Source organism: Stappia sp. TSB10GB4, from assembly GCF_900185745.1.
GTDB lineage: Bacteria > Pseudomonadota > Alphaproteobacteria > Rhizobiales > Stappiaceae > Stappia.
Map to the genome: position 1 here is coordinate 1 of NZ_FYAV01000064.1, position 14,696 is coordinate 14,696.

Below are 14,696 nucleotides of genomic sequence, written 5' to 3' on the forward strand. Positions count from 1 at the left end.
GCAGATCCGTTCCATCCTCTTCATGGCTGCCCTCAGCGCCGCACGCTGCAAAGGGCCGCTGCGACCCGTCTTCCACAGGCTGATCGCAAACGGAAAGAAGCCAATCGTCGCCCTCACAGCCCTCATGCGAAAGATCGTCGTCATCCTCAACGCCAGAACGAGAGACCACCTCAACGATATGAGTTGATGACGGCAGAGGGGATGCGAGGTCATGCCTCCTCCCCGGAGGTCATCCCGGCCGCAGGCGAAGCCGGAGAGCCGGGAGCCATTGGCACCCTTTGCGGGTGATTTTTTGATCCCACCTCTCCCCGCGTCTTCCCGGACGAGGCCGAAGGCCGAAGATCCGGGATCGGAGAGGCACGGCGCTTGTGGTGTCTTTCGGGAGCGCTGCCGAGAGGCTCTCCGATCCCGCATCTGGCTCACGCGGCGTGCGGGATGACGAAGGGAGAGGTGGGAGCGTTAAAAAAGGGGCGCCCGGCGGACGCCCCTTTCTTGTCTTCGGGCCGGTGCCCGCCCTCACATGATCGAGGGCAGGAAGGTGACGATCGCGGGGAACGCCACCAGGCCGCCGATGGTCAGGATGTCGGCGACGAAGAACGGTGCGCAGCCGCGGAAGACTTCCTGCACCGGAATGTCGTCGCGCACGCCCGCCACCACGAAGCAGTTCAGCCCGATCGGCGGGGTGATGAGACAGAGTTCCGCCATCTTCACCACCAGGATGCCGAACCAGATCGCGCACATTTCCCCCGACAGGCCGAAGGCGCTGTCGGCGGCCGACACCCCCTCGCCACCATTGAGCGCCATCACCGCCGGATAGACCACCGGCAGCGTCAGGATCAGCATGCCGATGGCGTCCATGAACATGCCGAGCACCGCATAGGCGCACAGGATGACGATGAGGATCAGCCAGGGCGAGAAATGCAGCGAGACGATGAACTCCTCGAACGCCTGCGGCAGGCCGGCGAAGCCGAGGAAACGGACATAGACCAGCACGCCCCAGATCAGCGTGAAGATCATCACCGTCAGCTTGGCGGTCTCGTGCAGGGCCTGCCAGAGCTGCTTGCCGCGCATGCCGTTGACGAAGGCGGAAACCAGCACCACGAAGGCGCCGAGCGCGCCGGCTTCCGTCGGCGTGGCGAAGCCGAAATAGAGCGAGCAGAAGATGATCGCCACCACCGCGACGATCGGCAGCGTGCCCGGCACGGAGGCAAGGCGCTGGCCCCAGGTGAAGCCGCGCACCGGCGGGGCATCGCCCTTCCACATCGCCATGCCGATGATGATGGCGATATAGACCACCGCCGAGAAGATGCCCGGCAGGAAGCCGGCCAGCAGCAGCTTGGCGACCGACTGTTCCACCAGGATGGCATAGATCACCAGGATCGCGGAGGGCGGGATCAGCGAGGCGAGCGTGCCGCCGGCCGCAACCACCGCCGCCGACAGGCGCTTGGAATAGCCGACCTGCAGCATTTCAGGGATGGCGACGCGGGCAAAGACCGCGGCGGTGGCCACCGAGGCGCCGGAGACGGCGGCAAAGCCGGCGGTGGCGAAGACCGTGCCGACCGCCATGCCGCCGGGCAGCCAGCCGAGCCAGCGCTTGGCCGCCTCGAACAACTGCCGGGTGAAGCCGGCATAGAAGGCAAGGAAGCCGATCAGGATGAAGGTCGGCAGCACCGAGAGCGAGTAGGTCACCGACTTGGAATGCGGGATGGTGCCGGCCATCTTGAGCGCCGCCACGAAGCCGCGCTCGAAGCCCATGCGCATGCTGAAGATGGCGATGAGGCCAAGGGTGCCGACCAGAGCGGCGGCGAAGGCGACACGCATGCCGAGGACCACGAGGACCAGCAGCAGGCCGGTCATGATCAGTCCGATTTCAAACGGGGTCATCGGTGGGTTTCCTCCCGCTCACCGGACGTTTCGGCGGCGTCGCCGAGCGCTTCCTCGATTTCATGCCTGGCGACGGTTTCGACATCGGCCAGCACCGGGACGCCGACGGGCTCGGCGGCGGGATCGCGCACCAGCCGCCAGTAGCCGTAGAGCTGCAGCGTCAGCCGCGCCAGCAGCAGCGACAGGGCAACGGGAACGACGAGCTTCGACGGCCAGGTCGGCAGGCGGATGTCGATGGTGCTGTCGCCGATCGTCCAGGCCCGCTCGAAATGGAACCAGGAGCCGTAGATCAGCGCGGCCACCACGATCCAGATGCCGAGAATGCCGATCACCTCGGCGATCCACATGGCCCGGCCGCTCAGCTTGCCGAGGAACAGTTCCATACGGATATGGCCGCCGACGCGCTGGCAATAGGCGATGCCCATGAAGGCGAACACCGCCATTGCCTGCTCGGTGATGTCGATGAAACCGGGCACGGGCCAGTTGAAGGCGCTGCGGCCGATGACCTGGGCGACGGCAAGCAGCATCAGGGCGAGGATGCTTGCCGCCGCAACGAGGTTGAAGGCGTTTTCGACCGCGCCCAGCCATCCGTCGAAACGGATGTAGCTGCCCGGCGGGTCCTTCTGGGCGGTGGACGATGTCATGGAAAGCTCCAGGCAAGCTCCGTCCGGCCGGCCTCGCGGGCGGGAAGGCACTCCCTCCCGGCGCGGACACGCGAACGGTTCCTGCGGTCAATGGGGAAAGCGGGCCCGCATCGCGAGGCGGGCGCGCGGTGGAACGGTCGCCGGCGGGCCGCCGGCCTCCCCGCAGGAAGGCCGGCGGACGTCCTGGCGACCGGTCTCAGTCGAGCTTGGACAGGGCGAGGTCCAGCAGTTCCTGCCCCGGAAGGCCCTGGCCGTTCATCTTCTGCACCCAGTCCTCCCAGATCGGCCGGCCGGCCTTGTCCTTGAAGGCCTGCAGTTCATCGCCGGGGAACTCGACCTGCTGGATGTTCATCTTCTCCAGCAGCGGGTACCACTCCTGATAGACCTTGTCGTATTCGGCGAGGTAATGCTCCATCGCCGCATCGACCGAACTGTCCAGCGCCTCGCGGAAATTCTCCGGCAGGGCATCATAGGCGGCGCGGCTGACGACGACCGGGCAACTGACCGTGCCCGGATTGAGGTTGTTGGTCCACCAGTTGGCGGCGTCGATCGTGCGGAAGGACAGGTGCGCATGCGGGGCGAAGGAGGCCGCCGCGACGGTGCCGGAATCGATGGCCTGGAAGGTCTCGGAGGCGGTCACCGTCGTCGGCACCGCGCCGATGGCGGTCATCGCCTGGCCGATGCCGCCCAGCGCGCGCACGCGCATGCCCTGGAAGTCCGTCACCTTGGTCGGCGCCGTGCCCTTGCCGATGAAATTGTACTGCGGCATCGGCGAGGACATCAGCAGCTTGGCGTCCCAGCGCATCAGGTCCTTCTCGACGGCCGGATGGGCGTAGATGGCGTTTTCCAGCTCGATCTGGGTCGGCAGGTCCGGCACGCCGAGGAAGGGCAGCTCGATGACCGTCAGGGTCGGGTTCTTGTCCTCGTGATAGCCGGCGCAGATCTGCGCCATCTCGAAGGCGCCGATGGAGATACCGTCGAGATTCTCGCGCGACTTCGACAGGGCCTCGCCATAGGCGATGTTGAAGGTGAATTCGCCGTTGGTCTTCTCGGTGACCAGCTCGGCGAGCTTCTCGATATGCTCGGTGAAGGCGCGGCGCTTGCCCCAGACGGAGACGTTCCATTCGAGTGCCATCGTCTCGGTGGCGAAGCCGAGGCCGAGGATCGTCGTCGTGCCGAGCACGGCGAGCTTGCGGGAAAGGGTCATGTCAGTCCTCCCAAGATCCGGCCGGTTGCCGGCCGGATGCCAGTTTCGGCCGGGCGCCGATCTTGCGCCGCGGCCAGTTCGCTATCCTCGCCCATCCTCCCTGACGGGCGATTGGACAAGGCTTGGCAAGCCACGTGCCAGATCGGCGATAGAGGCGGAAACCGGACAGGAACCGGGCGAGAAACAGGCGGGAAGCGTTGCACCGCGCTGCAACACGGGCCGGCCGACCGGCAAAACCTTGCCAAAAGGTTACCAATGATCGGCAAGATCTTGCCGATACCGGCGGTCAGCCCTCCGCGCTCCCCTCGCCCGCGGTGCGGCTGAGGCCGAGCCGGGCCATCTTCTCGTTGAGGGTGCGGCGGGGCAGGTCGAGCTCCTCCAGCACCGGCGCGATGCGCCCGCCATGCCGGCGCAGCGCATCGACGAGGATGCGGCGCTCATAGTCTTCCATCAACTCGCGCAGGCGGCCGCGCGGCGCCTCCTGTTCCCCTGCGCCGGCGCCGATGCCGGACCCGGTGACGAGGTCGCGCAAGGGCGGCGCGCCCATCGGCGCGTTGAGCACGAAACGCTCGGCGGCGTTGCGCAGTTCGCGGACATTGCCCGGCCAGTCGTGGACTTCGAGAAAGGCGGCATCGTCCGCCGTCAGGGCGACGCCGTCGATGCCGTAATCGACCATGAAGCGATTGACGAAACTGTCGAACAGCAGGCGGATGTCGCCGCCGCGCTCGCGCAGCGGCGGAATGCGGATCTCCACCGCGTTGAGCCGGTAGACGAGGTCCTGCCGCATCAGATTGTCCGCCACCGCCTGGCGCGGATCGACATTGGCGGCGCTGATGATGCGGATGTCGACGGGAACGGCGGCGCGGCCGCCGATACGGTCGACCTCGCGCTCCTGCAGCACGCGCAGGAGCTTGGGCTGCAAGGCCAGCGGCATCGACGGCACTTCGTCGAGGAACAGCACGCCGCGGTCGGCCTGCTCGATCCGCCCGGCGCGGGTGCGGTCGGCACCGGTGAAGGCGCCGGCCTCATGGCCGAACAGCTCCGCCTCGACCATGGTCTCGGGGAGCGCCGCGCAGTTGAGCGCGACGAAGGGGGCCTCGGCCCGCGGCGACAGCTCGTGCAGGGCGCGCGCCACCACCTCCTTGCCGGTACCGGTCTCGCCGACGATCATCACCGAGGCGTCGGTGCGGGCGAAATGGGCGATCTGCTCGCGCAGGCGGACCATGGCGGCGGCATCGCCGATGAGCCGGGCCGAAAGGCCGCTCATGTCGCTGAGCCGGCGGCTGAGCGCCCGGTTCTCCAGCACCAGCCGGCGGTGATCGGCGGCGCGGCGCACCATCGCCGCCAGCATGTCCGGGTCGAAGGGCTTTTCGATGAAATCGGCCGCGCCCTCGCGCATCGCCTCCACCGCCATCGGCACGTCGCCATGGCCGGTCATCAGGATCACCGGCAGGTCGGGATCGATCCGCCGGGCCTGCCGCAACAGGTCGAGACCGCTGGCGCCCGGCAGCAATACGTCGGAGATGACACAGCCGGGAAAGTCGGCGCCAAGCCGCGAGAGGGCGGCTTCCGCATCCACCGCCTCGACCGGCTCGAAGCCGGCAAGCCGCATCCATTGCCGCAGGCCGGCGCGCATCGACGGATCGTCGTCGACGACGAGGACCGGCGTGCGCGCGCCCTCGCCCGGCCGGGCATCGCTGTCGATGGTCATGCTGTCCTGCTCCCGCGTTGCGCTCACCCGGCCCTCCCCGCGCATTGCCTCATTGCGCATCAACCGCGTCGAGCCGGCGCGCGTCCTCCTCGCTGCCCTCATCCCCGCCCTGCGCCGCAAGCGGCAGGGACAGCACGAAGCAGGCCCCGCCCGCACGGCGCGCGCGCGTTGCAAGGGACCCGCCGAGGTCTTCCACGATCCGCGCCGAGATCGCAAGCCCGAGGCCGAGGCCGGTCGCCGCCGGCTTGGTGGTGAAGAAGGGCTCGAAGATCCGCTCGCGCAAGGTGTCGGGAATGCCCTCGCCATTGTCGAGGATCTCGATGACGGCGCGCCCCTCTTCGATCCGGGCGCGGGCCTCGACGACGGGCGCCGCCACCCCCTGGCAGGCGTCGATGGCGTTGCGCAGCAGGTTGACGAGGACCTGCTCGACGCGCAGCGGCGCGGTGTTGGCGGTCATCGGCCGCGACGGCAGGTGCAGTTGCAGGGCGACGCCGGTTTCCTCGACGCGCGGGCGCACCAGCTTGGCGCTGGTCTTCAGGCAGTCGCGCAGGTCCACCGTCTCGATGCGCGATTCGCCGGGGCGGGCGAAGCGCTTCAGCTCCTGGGTCAGCGTCGCCATGCGGTGGCGCAGGGCGTCGATCTCGTCGAGATTCTCGGTGACGGCGGCGGTCTCGCCGCGCTGCTGGTAGAGCCTTGCGCCGGAGACGAACATGCCGAGCGCGGCGAGCGGCTGGTTGAGCTCATGGGCCACGGCGGCCGACATTTCGCCGACGGCGGCAAGGCGGCTGGCGCGGGCAAGGTCGGCCTGGGTGTCGCGCAGCTCCCGCTCGACCCGGCGCCGTTCGTCGATCTCCTCGACGAGGCGGCGGTTGAGATCGCGCAGGGTCGCCGCGTCCTGGCGCAGGCCCGCGGTGACGCGGCCGAGCCTGCGGCTGCGCAGCACCAGCAGCCAGATCGCATAGAGGAGTACGAGGGCGCCGGCGCCGGCCCAGACCACGCCGCGCGGCGCGCGCACCTCGCTCATCGGCGTGAAATAATGGATGGTCCAGTCGAGGATGCCGACCTTCAGCCGGGCCTGGCGCCAGGCGGTGCCGCCGATGACCAGGCGCGTCTGGGCCAGCGGCCCCTGTTGCAGGCTGGCGAGACGGGCGTTGCCATATTGCCGGTCGGAGCGGATCGCCGCCACCACCATGTCCTGCAGCGGGGCGAGCGAGGAATAGCGCCAGTCGTCACGGGTGCCGAGGAAGACGACGCCGTGCACGTCGGTGACGATGACCGTCTCGCCGCCATGGCGCCAATTGGTCTCCAGCCGCTCCATGTCGACCTTGACCACCACGACGCCGCGCGCCGGCGCCCCGGCCGGCGTCGAACGGGCGAAGAAGAAGCCCGGCTCACCGGTGGTCGCGCCGACGGCGAAGAATCGCCCCTCCTCCCCGTCCCGCGCCTCCTGGAAATAGGGGCGGAAGGAATAGTTGCGGCCGACGAAGGAGCCGGCCGTGTCGAAATTGCTGGCGGCGACCGTGAGCCCGTCCTCGTTCATCACATAGAGCGCGGCGGCGCCGGTCGTCGCCGCGAGTTCCTTGAGGAAGCGGTTGGCCGAGGGCGCCTGTCCCGGATCGGACAGAACGCCGACCGCGCGCGGATCGCGGGCGACGATATAGGGCAGATGGCGGTACTTCTCGAGCTCGCGCAGGATGGTTTCGCGGTAAAGGGTCAGCCGCTCGCGCGCCACCGCATCGCTGCGCAGGCCCGACTGCACCTCCGCCCAGTCGGCGGCGAAGACGGCCAGTAGCAGCACGAGCAGCGGCGGCAAGAACAACAGCGACCGCCGCAGGCGCGGCGGCAAGAACAACAGCGACCGCCGCAGGCGCGGCGGCAGGCGCCGCGACAGGACGGCGCCGGCGCAGCCGCGCCAGGAGCGCGCCCGATCCCCAGTCGGCTCATCCCCGGTCGGCTCATCCCCGGCCCCCTGATCGCTGGCCCCCTGAGCCCTGGCCGTGGACAGCGCCGTCGCCGGGCCGTATGTCTTTGCACCTGTCATGGCCGGGTCTTGCGGTCCTGATCCACCCCGTCGGGGACATCATTGTTCTGGGAGGAACGCCGATGCAGTTTTCGTTGAGCGAGGAAGAGTATCTCATCCAGGACACGGCGCGAAAGCTCGCCGAGGACAAGATCGCGCCGCTGGCCGAGGAACTGGACCAGGGCGGCGGGCGTCAGGCTTTCCTCGCCAATCTGAAACTGCTCGCCGAAAACGGCTTCATGGGCCTCAACATCTCGCCCGACCACGGCGGCACCGGCGCCGGCAGCGTCGCCTTCGCCATCGCGGTGGAGGAGATCGGCAGGGCCTGCGCCTCCACCGGCGTCACCGTTTCCGTCTCCAACATGGTGGCGGAAGTGATCCAGGCGGTGGGCAACGACGAGCAGCGCGCCCGCTATCTGCCGCGGCTGACGGACGGCACCTATGCGGCCGGCGGCTTCTGCCTGACCGAAAGCGGCGCGGGCTCCGACCCGGCGGCGATGCGCACGCGCGCCGAGCGCGACGGCGACGATTATGTGCTGAACGGCTCCAAGCTCTACATCACCTCGGCCGAATATGCCGGCGTCTTCGTGGTGTGGGCCGTGACCGACAAGGACGCGCCGAAGGGCAAGGGCATCTCCTGCTTCCTGGTGGAGGCCGGCACGCCGGGCCTCGTCATCGGCAAGGCCGAGAAGAAGATGGGCCAGACCGGCTCGGCGACCAACGAGGTGCATTTCGAGAACTGCCGGGTGCCGGCAAGCGCGATGCTCGGCCGCGAGAACGACGGCTTCCGCATCGCGGTCGGCGAGCTCGCCGGCGGGCGCATCGGCATCGCCGCGCTGTCGCTGGGCATCGCCCGGGCGGCGATGGAGCGGGGCAAGGCCTATGTGAAGGAGCGCCGGCAGTTCGGCCAGGCGATCTCCGACATGCAGGGCGTGCAATGGATGATCGCCGACCGGGAGACCGAGCTGGAGGCGGCGCGGCTGCTGATCCTGCAGGCAGCGGCGCTGAAGGACGCGGGCAAGCCCTTCGCCCGCGAGGCCTCGATGGCCAAGCTCTTCGCCTCCGAGGCGGCGCAGCGCGCCACCTATACGGCGCTGCAACTGCATGGCGGGGCCGGCTATATCCGCGACTATCCGCTGGAGCGGCTGGTGCGCGATGCCCGCATCACCACGATCTACGAGGGCACCTCGGAGATCCAGCGGCTGATCATCGCCCGCGAGGCGCTGCGCGGCCAGTAAGGCCGGCGGTCGGGGCGAAGACCGTCAGCGGTCCGGGGCCGGACAGCGCCTCGACAAGGCCGGCGGCCTCGACGGCGGCGATCAGCGTGTTGAACGTGCCGGCCTGCTGGGCCGTCTCGACAATGTTCGCCGCATTCGCGGCCCCGGCCCCGGCCAGAACCGTGGCAAGGGCAGCTCCCATCAAGTACTTGCGCATGTTTGCCTCCATCCAGATTGTCATTTCTCGGGATATCACCGCGCCTGCGGCACGATGCATTCCAGACCTTCTTACGCAGCCGAGGCCGGCCGGATGAAATACTCCGCGGCCAAAATCTTCATCGATTTAAATCTGATCCGGCCTGTGCGACGATGCGTACCCGCGCATTCGCTGCGGGCCGCCCACGTGTCCGGCCGGCACCAACCGACTGATCCCGATCAAAGATTGATCCCGGTCAAGGACCGGGGCCCCCGGACACCCTAGTTTCGGCACATCTTCCGTCGCAGCCTCGGCGGCTGCCGCGGCATGGTCTCAAATGGAGGGACGCGATCCATGGCTATCAAGGACATTCTCACGCTGGTCGACCTGGCCGGCAAACAGCACGCCGCGGGCGTGGCGCTCGACCTTTCGACCCGCACCGGCGCGCATGCCACGGGCCTGACGATCGCCTTCGAGCCGGTGGTTCCCGGCTTCATCGCCGGGCCGATGCCGGCCGACTATATCGAGATCGCCCGCAACCAGGCGCTGAAGGCGGCGCAGGAAGCCGGCGACACTTTCCGCGAAATGGCCCGCAAGGCCGGCGTTGCCGCCGAAGTGCGGACCGCTGAGGTGATCACCGGCGGCTCCGCCGAGAGCGTGCTCACCCATTGCCGCCTTACCGATCTGGTGGTGATCGGCCAGGACAATCCGGACACGCCGGAGCCGATGCGCGAGCTGCTGATCGAGACGGTGCTGTTCGAGGCGGGCGTGCCCGTGCTGATCGTGCCCTATATCGGCGGCACCATGGAAATGAAGAACGTGATGGTTGCCTGGGACGGCAGCCCGACCGCCAGCCGCGCGGTGCATGCCGCGCTGCCGATGCTGCAGATGGCCAAGAAGGTCACCGTGATGATCGTCGACACCGGGCGCCGCATCACCGACGGCGAGCCGGGCTCCGACATCGCCACCTATCTGGCCCGGCACGGGCTTTCGGTCACCGTCGACGTGGTGCCCCGGCCCGGCTCCGGCGTTGCCGATGCGATCCTCAACTACGTCTCGGACCACGGCATCGACATGATCGCGATGGGCGGCTACGGCCACTCGCGCATGCGGGAGTTCCTGTTCGGCGGCGCGACGCGGGACATCCTCGCCTCGATGACGGTGCCGGTGCTGATGGCGCATTGACACCGCCGGTCGCAGACAAGGCTTCTTCCAGGCGGCGGCCCAGGCCGTTCGCCCGGAAGCGAGGCGCCGCCACATCGGGGGAGTGGCGGCGCCTTTGACTTTCCGGGCCCGGCGCCCCACTCTCCCACCCTGACGCTCGCGCCTGACAGACAGGATGAGTGCCGATGACGATCCGCAATCTCGATGCGCTCTTCCGCCCCGCCTCGCTCGCCGTGGTCGGGCCCAACCGGTTCGGCGCCGAGGCCGCCGACCTGCTGCTGGCGCGCATCGCCGGCGCCGGCTTTCGCGGGCAGATCCTCACCATTGCCTGTCCCGGCCAGGCGGACGCGGCGCCGGCACGGGCCATGCGATCCCTCGCCGATCTCGACAAGGCGCCCGACCTTGCGCTCTATCTCGGCGCCCCCAAGGATGCGCCGGCCGCCGTCGCCGCGCTCGGCGGAGCGGGCACGCGGGCCGTTGCCGCCCTGTCGCCGGGCTACGACCGCTGGGACGATGCCACCGTGACCGCGACGCTGCAGGCGGCGCGCCCCCACACCCTGCGCCTGCTCGGCCCCGGCAGCCTCGGCATCGCGGCGCCGGCCGCCGGACTCGCCGCGCATCTGGGCGTGTGCGAGGCCGGTACGGGCGACCTTGCCTTCATCGCCCGTTCCGGCACGGTGGTGAACGCGACCCTGTCCTGGGCCAAGGCCAACGGCATCGGCTTTTCCGCCATCGCCTCGCTCGGCCAGCGCACCGATGTCGACGTGTCGGACCTGCTCGACTGGTTCGCGCTCGACTACCGGACACGGGCGATCCTGGTGCATCTGGAGACCATCGCCAATCCGCGCAAGTTCCTGTCGGCCGCCCGCGTCGCCGCCCGTTCCAAGCCGGTCGTGGTGCTGCGCTCCGGCGCCAGCCGCGAGCGCATCGGCGAGCGCGTCACCCATGCCGGGCGGATCGCGGCGCAGGATGCGGTCTATGACGCGGCGCTGGCCCGTGCCGGCGTGCTGCGCGTCGAGGACATCGACGAGATGTTCGAGGCGGTGGAAACGGTGAGCCGGGTGAAGCCGGTGGCCGGACGGCGCCTTGCCATCCTGGCGACCGGCGGCAGCCTGGCCACGCTTGCCGGCGACCAGTTGGAGCGCCAGGGCGGGCAGATCGCCGAGCTGGACGCGGAGACGACCGCGCATCTGCAGCCGGTCATGCGGCAGGGCGAGACCCGCGCCAACCCGCTGACCCTGCATGAGACCTCGTCGCCCGAACGCTATGGCGAGGCGGCGCGGATCCTACTGAAGGACCGCAATGTCGACGCGGTGCTGGCGGTGGCCGCCCCGTCCGCTTTCACCCGGCTGGAGGACGTCGCCAGCGAACTGGCCAAGGCCCATGCCGCGAGCCAGTCCGGCTACGGGCGGCGCAAACCGCTGCTGGTGGCGCTGACCGCCGGCGCCCCGCTGCCGCGCCAGCCGCTCGACGCGGCGCGCATTCCTTGCCATGCCAGCGCCTCCGAGGCGGTGCGCTCGTTCATGCATCTGGTGCGCTATGCAGATGCCCGCGAGATGCTGATGGCGGCGCCGCCCAGCCTGCCGGCCGGCTTCACCACCGACAGCGAGCGGGCGCAGCACCTGGTGCGCCAGGCCCTCGACGAGGGGCGCACATGGCTGCACCCCGGCGAGATCTCCGACCTGCTTGCCTGCTACGGCATCCATCAGGTGCCCAGCCGCCTCGCCGCCACGCCGGACGAGGCCGAGATCCTGGCGCGCGAGTTGCTGATGCACCATGAGCGGCTGGCGCTGAAGCTGGTCTCGCCGCAATTGCCGTTCAAGTCGGATGTCGGCGGCGTCGTGCTGGACCTTGCTACGCCCGAAGCGGCACGGACCGCCGCCGCATCCCTGCTCCAGCGGATCGGCGCGGCGCATCCCACGGCCGAGATCACCGGCATCCTGCTGCAACCGATGGTGCGCTCGCCGAGCGGAACGGAGATTTTCATCGGCCTTGCCGACGATCCGAGCTTCGGCCCGGTGCTGCTGTTCGGCCATGGCGGCACCGGCGTCGAGGTGATGGGCGATGTGGCGCTCGCCCTGCCGCCGCTCGATCTCAACCTTGCCCAGGCCCTGATCCGCCAGACACGGGTCAGCAAGCTGCTGGCGGGCTTCCGCAACCGGCCGGCGGCCGATCTCGACGCCATCGCCCTGACGCTGGTCAAGGTGGCGCAGATCGCCGTCGACCTGCCGGAGGTGCGCGAGCTCGACCTCAATCCGCTGGTCGCCGACGCGGCCGGCGTCACCGCGCTCGATGCCCGCATCGCCCTCGGCGAGCCGCAGGTGCATCGCGGCCGCCACGCGACCTCGCGGCTGGCGATCACGCCCTATCCGAAGGAGTGGGAGCAGCAGCTTCGGCTCAAGGACGGCAGCCTGGTCGATATCCGCCCGGTGCGCCCGGAGGACGAGGACCGCTATCGCCGCTTCTTCGAGAAAGTGTCGCCGGACGACCTGCGGCTGCGCTTCTTCGCGCCGGTCAAAGAGTTCAACCACGCCTTCATGCAGCGGCTGGTGCAGCTCGACTATTCGCGCGCCATGGCCTTTGCCGCGCTGACGCCGGGAACGGACGAGATCCTCGGCGTCGTGCGCCTGCATGCCGATCCGGACCACCGCACCGGCGAATATGCGATTATCGTCCAGTCGGACCTGAAGGGCCGCGGCCTCGGCTGGGCCTTGATGCAGTTGATCATCGACTATGCCCGCTCGGACGGCATCGAGACGATCACCGGCGAGGTCCTGAAGGAAAACTCCACCATGCTGGCGATGTGCGAGGCGCTCGGCTTCACCGTGCGCCCCTCCGCCGACGACGACGCCATCGCCAAGGTGACGCTGCCGGTGGCGGCGGCGCACTTGGGCGGCAGCGAACCGCCTGAACAGACCGCCTGAAGAGCCCACCTGAAGGGCCCGCCCGAACGGCGGGCCCTGCCGGCTCAGCCGGCGCGGATCTGGCTGAGGGTGCGCACCGGGGTGATCGCCTCCGGATCGAGCTTGAGATGCAGCAGCGCCGGCCCGCCGGAGGCTGCCGCCCGCTCGAAGGCCGGGCCGAACTCGTCCGCCGTCAGCACCGTTTCCGCATGGGCGCCATAGGCGCGGGCAAGCGCTGCGAAGTCCGGATTGACGAGGCTGGTCGCCGAGACGCGGCCGGGGAACTCGCGCTCCTGATGCATGCGGATGGTGCCGTACATGCCGTTGTCGACGACGACGAGGATGAGGTTGGCCTTGTCCTGGCAGGCGGTGCCGAATTCCTGCAGGGTCATCTGCAGGCAGCCGTCGCCGGCGAAACAGACGACGCGGCGGCCGGGCGAATGCAGCGCCGCGGCAATGGCGGCGGGAAGGCCGTAGCCCATCGAGCCGCTGGTCGGGGCAAGCTGGGTGTTGTTGCGGCGGAAGCGGTGGAAGCGGTGCACCCAGGTGGCGTAGTTGCCCGCGCCGTTGGTCAGCACCGCGTCTTCCGGCAGGTTTTCCTCCAGCCAGTCCATCACCTGCGCCATCTGCAGGGCGCCCGGCACCTGGGGCCGCGCGCCCGACCAGGCGAGATAGTCGGCATGGGCCGCCTCGGCGAGGCCCGACCAGGCGATCTCGTTCGGTGGCTGCAGGCCCTCCAGCGCGGCGGCAAAGCCGATCGGGGTCGCGTGGATCGCCAGATCCGGCAGGTAGACGCGGCCGAGTTCCTCCGCGCCGGCATGAACATGCACCAGGGTCTGGCGCGGCGCGGGAATGTCGAGCAGCGTGTAGGACTGGCTCGGCATCTCCGACATGCGGCCGCCGACGAGAAGCAGCAGGTCCGCCTCCTTCACCCGCTCGGCCAGCGCCGGGTTGATGCCGATGCCGACATCGCCGGCATAGTTGGGATGCAGGTTGTCGAACAGCATCTGCCGGCGGAACGAGCAGGCGACCGGCAGGCGGAAGCGCTCGGCGAAGCGCACCAGCGCGGCGCGCGCCGCCTCGCTCCAGCGGCTGCCGCCGAGGATCACCAGCGGCCTGCGCGCCGCCCACAGGCGCTTCTGCAGCTCCGCCATCTGGGCGAGCGAGGGATGCGTCTCGACCGGGCGGAACGGCGGCAGCTCCATCACCTCGGCGGTTCGGGCGAGCGTGTCCTCGGGCAGGGCGAGGACCACCGGGCCGGGCCGGCCGGAGGTCGCCACATGATAGGCGCGCGACAGCATCTCGGGGATGCGCGCCGGGTCCTCGATCTCGGCGACCCATTTGGCGATGCCGCCGAACATCTGCCGGTAGTCGACCTCCTGGAAGGCGTCGCGGCCGCGCATGCCGGTCTCGATCTGGCCGACGAAGAGGATCATCGGCGTGGAATCCTGCTGCGCGACATGCAGGCCGGCAGCGGCATTGGTGGCGCCGGGGCCGCGGGTGACCATGCAGATGCCGGGCCGGCCGGTGAGCTTGCCGAAGGCCTCCGCCATCATCGCCGCGCCGCCTTCCTGGCGGCACACCGTCACCGGAATCGAGGCATCATGCAGGGCGTCGAGCACCGGCAGGTAGCTCTCCCCCGGCACGCAGAAGACGCGGCCCGCGCCAAGCTGCTCCAGCGCCTTGACCAGCAAAAATCCGCCCGTACCGGAGATCCGGCGCGCCTCGTTCCCGTGCATGTGGCTCCATC

Annotated in this window: 10 protein-coding genes and 1 pseudogene; 4 read left to right on the forward strand and 7 right to left on the reverse strand. The window is 69.4% G+C overall.

What is annotated here, in order from left to right:
- Nucleotides 1-187 (forward strand): annotated as a pseudogene (locus TSB10GB4_RS23690) (IS110 family transposase); the annotation flags it as partial.
- 329 nt (nucleotides 188-516) lie between these two features.
- Here TSB10GB4_RS23690 and TSB10GB4_RS18700 read toward each other — a convergent pair.
- The 5 genes from TSB10GB4_RS18700 to TSB10GB4_RS18720 all read right to left on the reverse strand — a co-directional run bounded on the left by TSB10GB4_RS18700 (nucleotide 517) and on the right by TSB10GB4_RS18720 (nucleotide 7,265).
- Nucleotides 517-1,884 carry a TRAP transporter large permease gene (locus TSB10GB4_RS18700; protein WP_186396996.1) on the reverse strand — a complete coding sequence of 456 codons (1,368 nt, stop codon included), beginning with the start codon at nucleotides 1,882-1,884 and terminating at the stop codon, nucleotides 517-519.
- The gene (locus TSB10GB4_RS18705) at nucleotides 1,881-2,528 is read right to left on the reverse strand and encodes a TRAP transporter small permease subunit (protein ID WP_186387046.1); all 648 of its coding nucleotides are present in this window, start codon (nucleotides 2,526-2,528) and stop codon (nucleotides 1,881-1,883) included. The genes TSB10GB4_RS18700 and TSB10GB4_RS18705 overlap by 4 nt, the downstream gene beginning before the upstream one ends.
- A gap of 196 nt (nucleotides 2,529-2,724) precedes the next feature.
- Nucleotides 2,725-3,735: a C4-dicarboxylate TRAP transporter substrate-binding protein gene (locus tag TSB10GB4_RS18710; RefSeq protein WP_186396997.1), complete on the reverse strand. Its 1,011-nt coding sequence runs from the start codon at nucleotides 3,733-3,735 to the stop codon at nucleotides 2,725-2,727.
- A 286-nt stretch (nucleotides 3,736-4,021) separates the two neighbouring features.
- Nucleotides 4,022-5,473: a sigma-54 dependent transcriptional regulator gene (locus tag TSB10GB4_RS18715; protein ID WP_305849862.1), complete on the reverse strand. Its 1,452-nt coding sequence runs from the start codon at nucleotides 5,471-5,473 to the stop codon at nucleotides 4,022-4,024.
- A gap of 22 nt (nucleotides 5,474-5,495) precedes the next feature.
- Complete coding sequence (locus TSB10GB4_RS18720; protein ID WP_186396998.1) at nucleotides 5,496-7,265, reverse strand: ATP-binding protein; 1,770 nt, start codon at nucleotides 7,263-7,265, stop codon at nucleotides 5,496-5,498.
- Nucleotides 7,266-7,549: 284 nt separating this feature from the next.
- On the opposite strand from TSB10GB4_RS18720, the gene TSB10GB4_RS18725 reads away from it, so the two are divergent.
- Nucleotides 7,550-8,704 carry an acyl-CoA dehydrogenase family protein gene (locus TSB10GB4_RS18725; protein ID WP_186396999.1) on the forward strand — a complete coding sequence of 385 codons (1,155 nt, stop codon included), beginning with the start codon at nucleotides 7,550-7,552 and terminating at the stop codon, nucleotides 8,702-8,704.
- Here the strand turns inward: TSB10GB4_RS18725 and TSB10GB4_RS18730 are convergent.
- Nucleotides 8,673-8,900: a fasciclin domain-containing protein gene (locus tag TSB10GB4_RS18730; RefSeq protein WP_186397000.1), complete on the reverse strand. Its 228-nt coding sequence runs from the start codon at nucleotides 8,898-8,900 to the stop codon at nucleotides 8,673-8,675. The genes TSB10GB4_RS18725 and TSB10GB4_RS18730 overlap by 32 nt on opposite strands.
- Nucleotides 8,901-9,233: 333 nt before the next feature.
- Here TSB10GB4_RS18730 and TSB10GB4_RS18735 point away from each other — a divergent pair, with 333 nt between their 5' ends.
- A complete protein-coding gene (locus tag TSB10GB4_RS18735; protein WP_186387051.1) occupies nucleotides 9,234-10,064 on the forward strand; it encodes a universal stress protein in 831 nt (276 codons plus the stop codon).
- Between the two features lie 164 nt (nucleotides 10,065-10,228).
- Nucleotides 10,229-12,967 carry a bifunctional acetate--CoA ligase family protein/GNAT family N-acetyltransferase gene (locus tag TSB10GB4_RS18740; protein ID WP_186397001.1) on the forward strand — a complete coding sequence of 913 codons (2,739 nt, stop codon included), beginning with the start codon at nucleotides 10,229-10,231 and terminating at the stop codon, nucleotides 12,965-12,967.
- Nucleotides 12,968-13,011: 44 nt separating this feature from the next.
- Here TSB10GB4_RS18740 and TSB10GB4_RS18745 read toward each other — a convergent pair whose 3' ends face one another.
- Nucleotides 13,012-14,685 (reverse strand): thiamine pyrophosphate-binding protein, encoded by a 1,674-nt coding sequence (locus TSB10GB4_RS18745; RefSeq protein ID WP_186397002.1) that lies wholly within the window; start codon nucleotides 14,683-14,685, stop codon nucleotides 13,012-13,014.
- Nucleotides 14,686-14,696 lie beyond the last annotated feature (11 nt).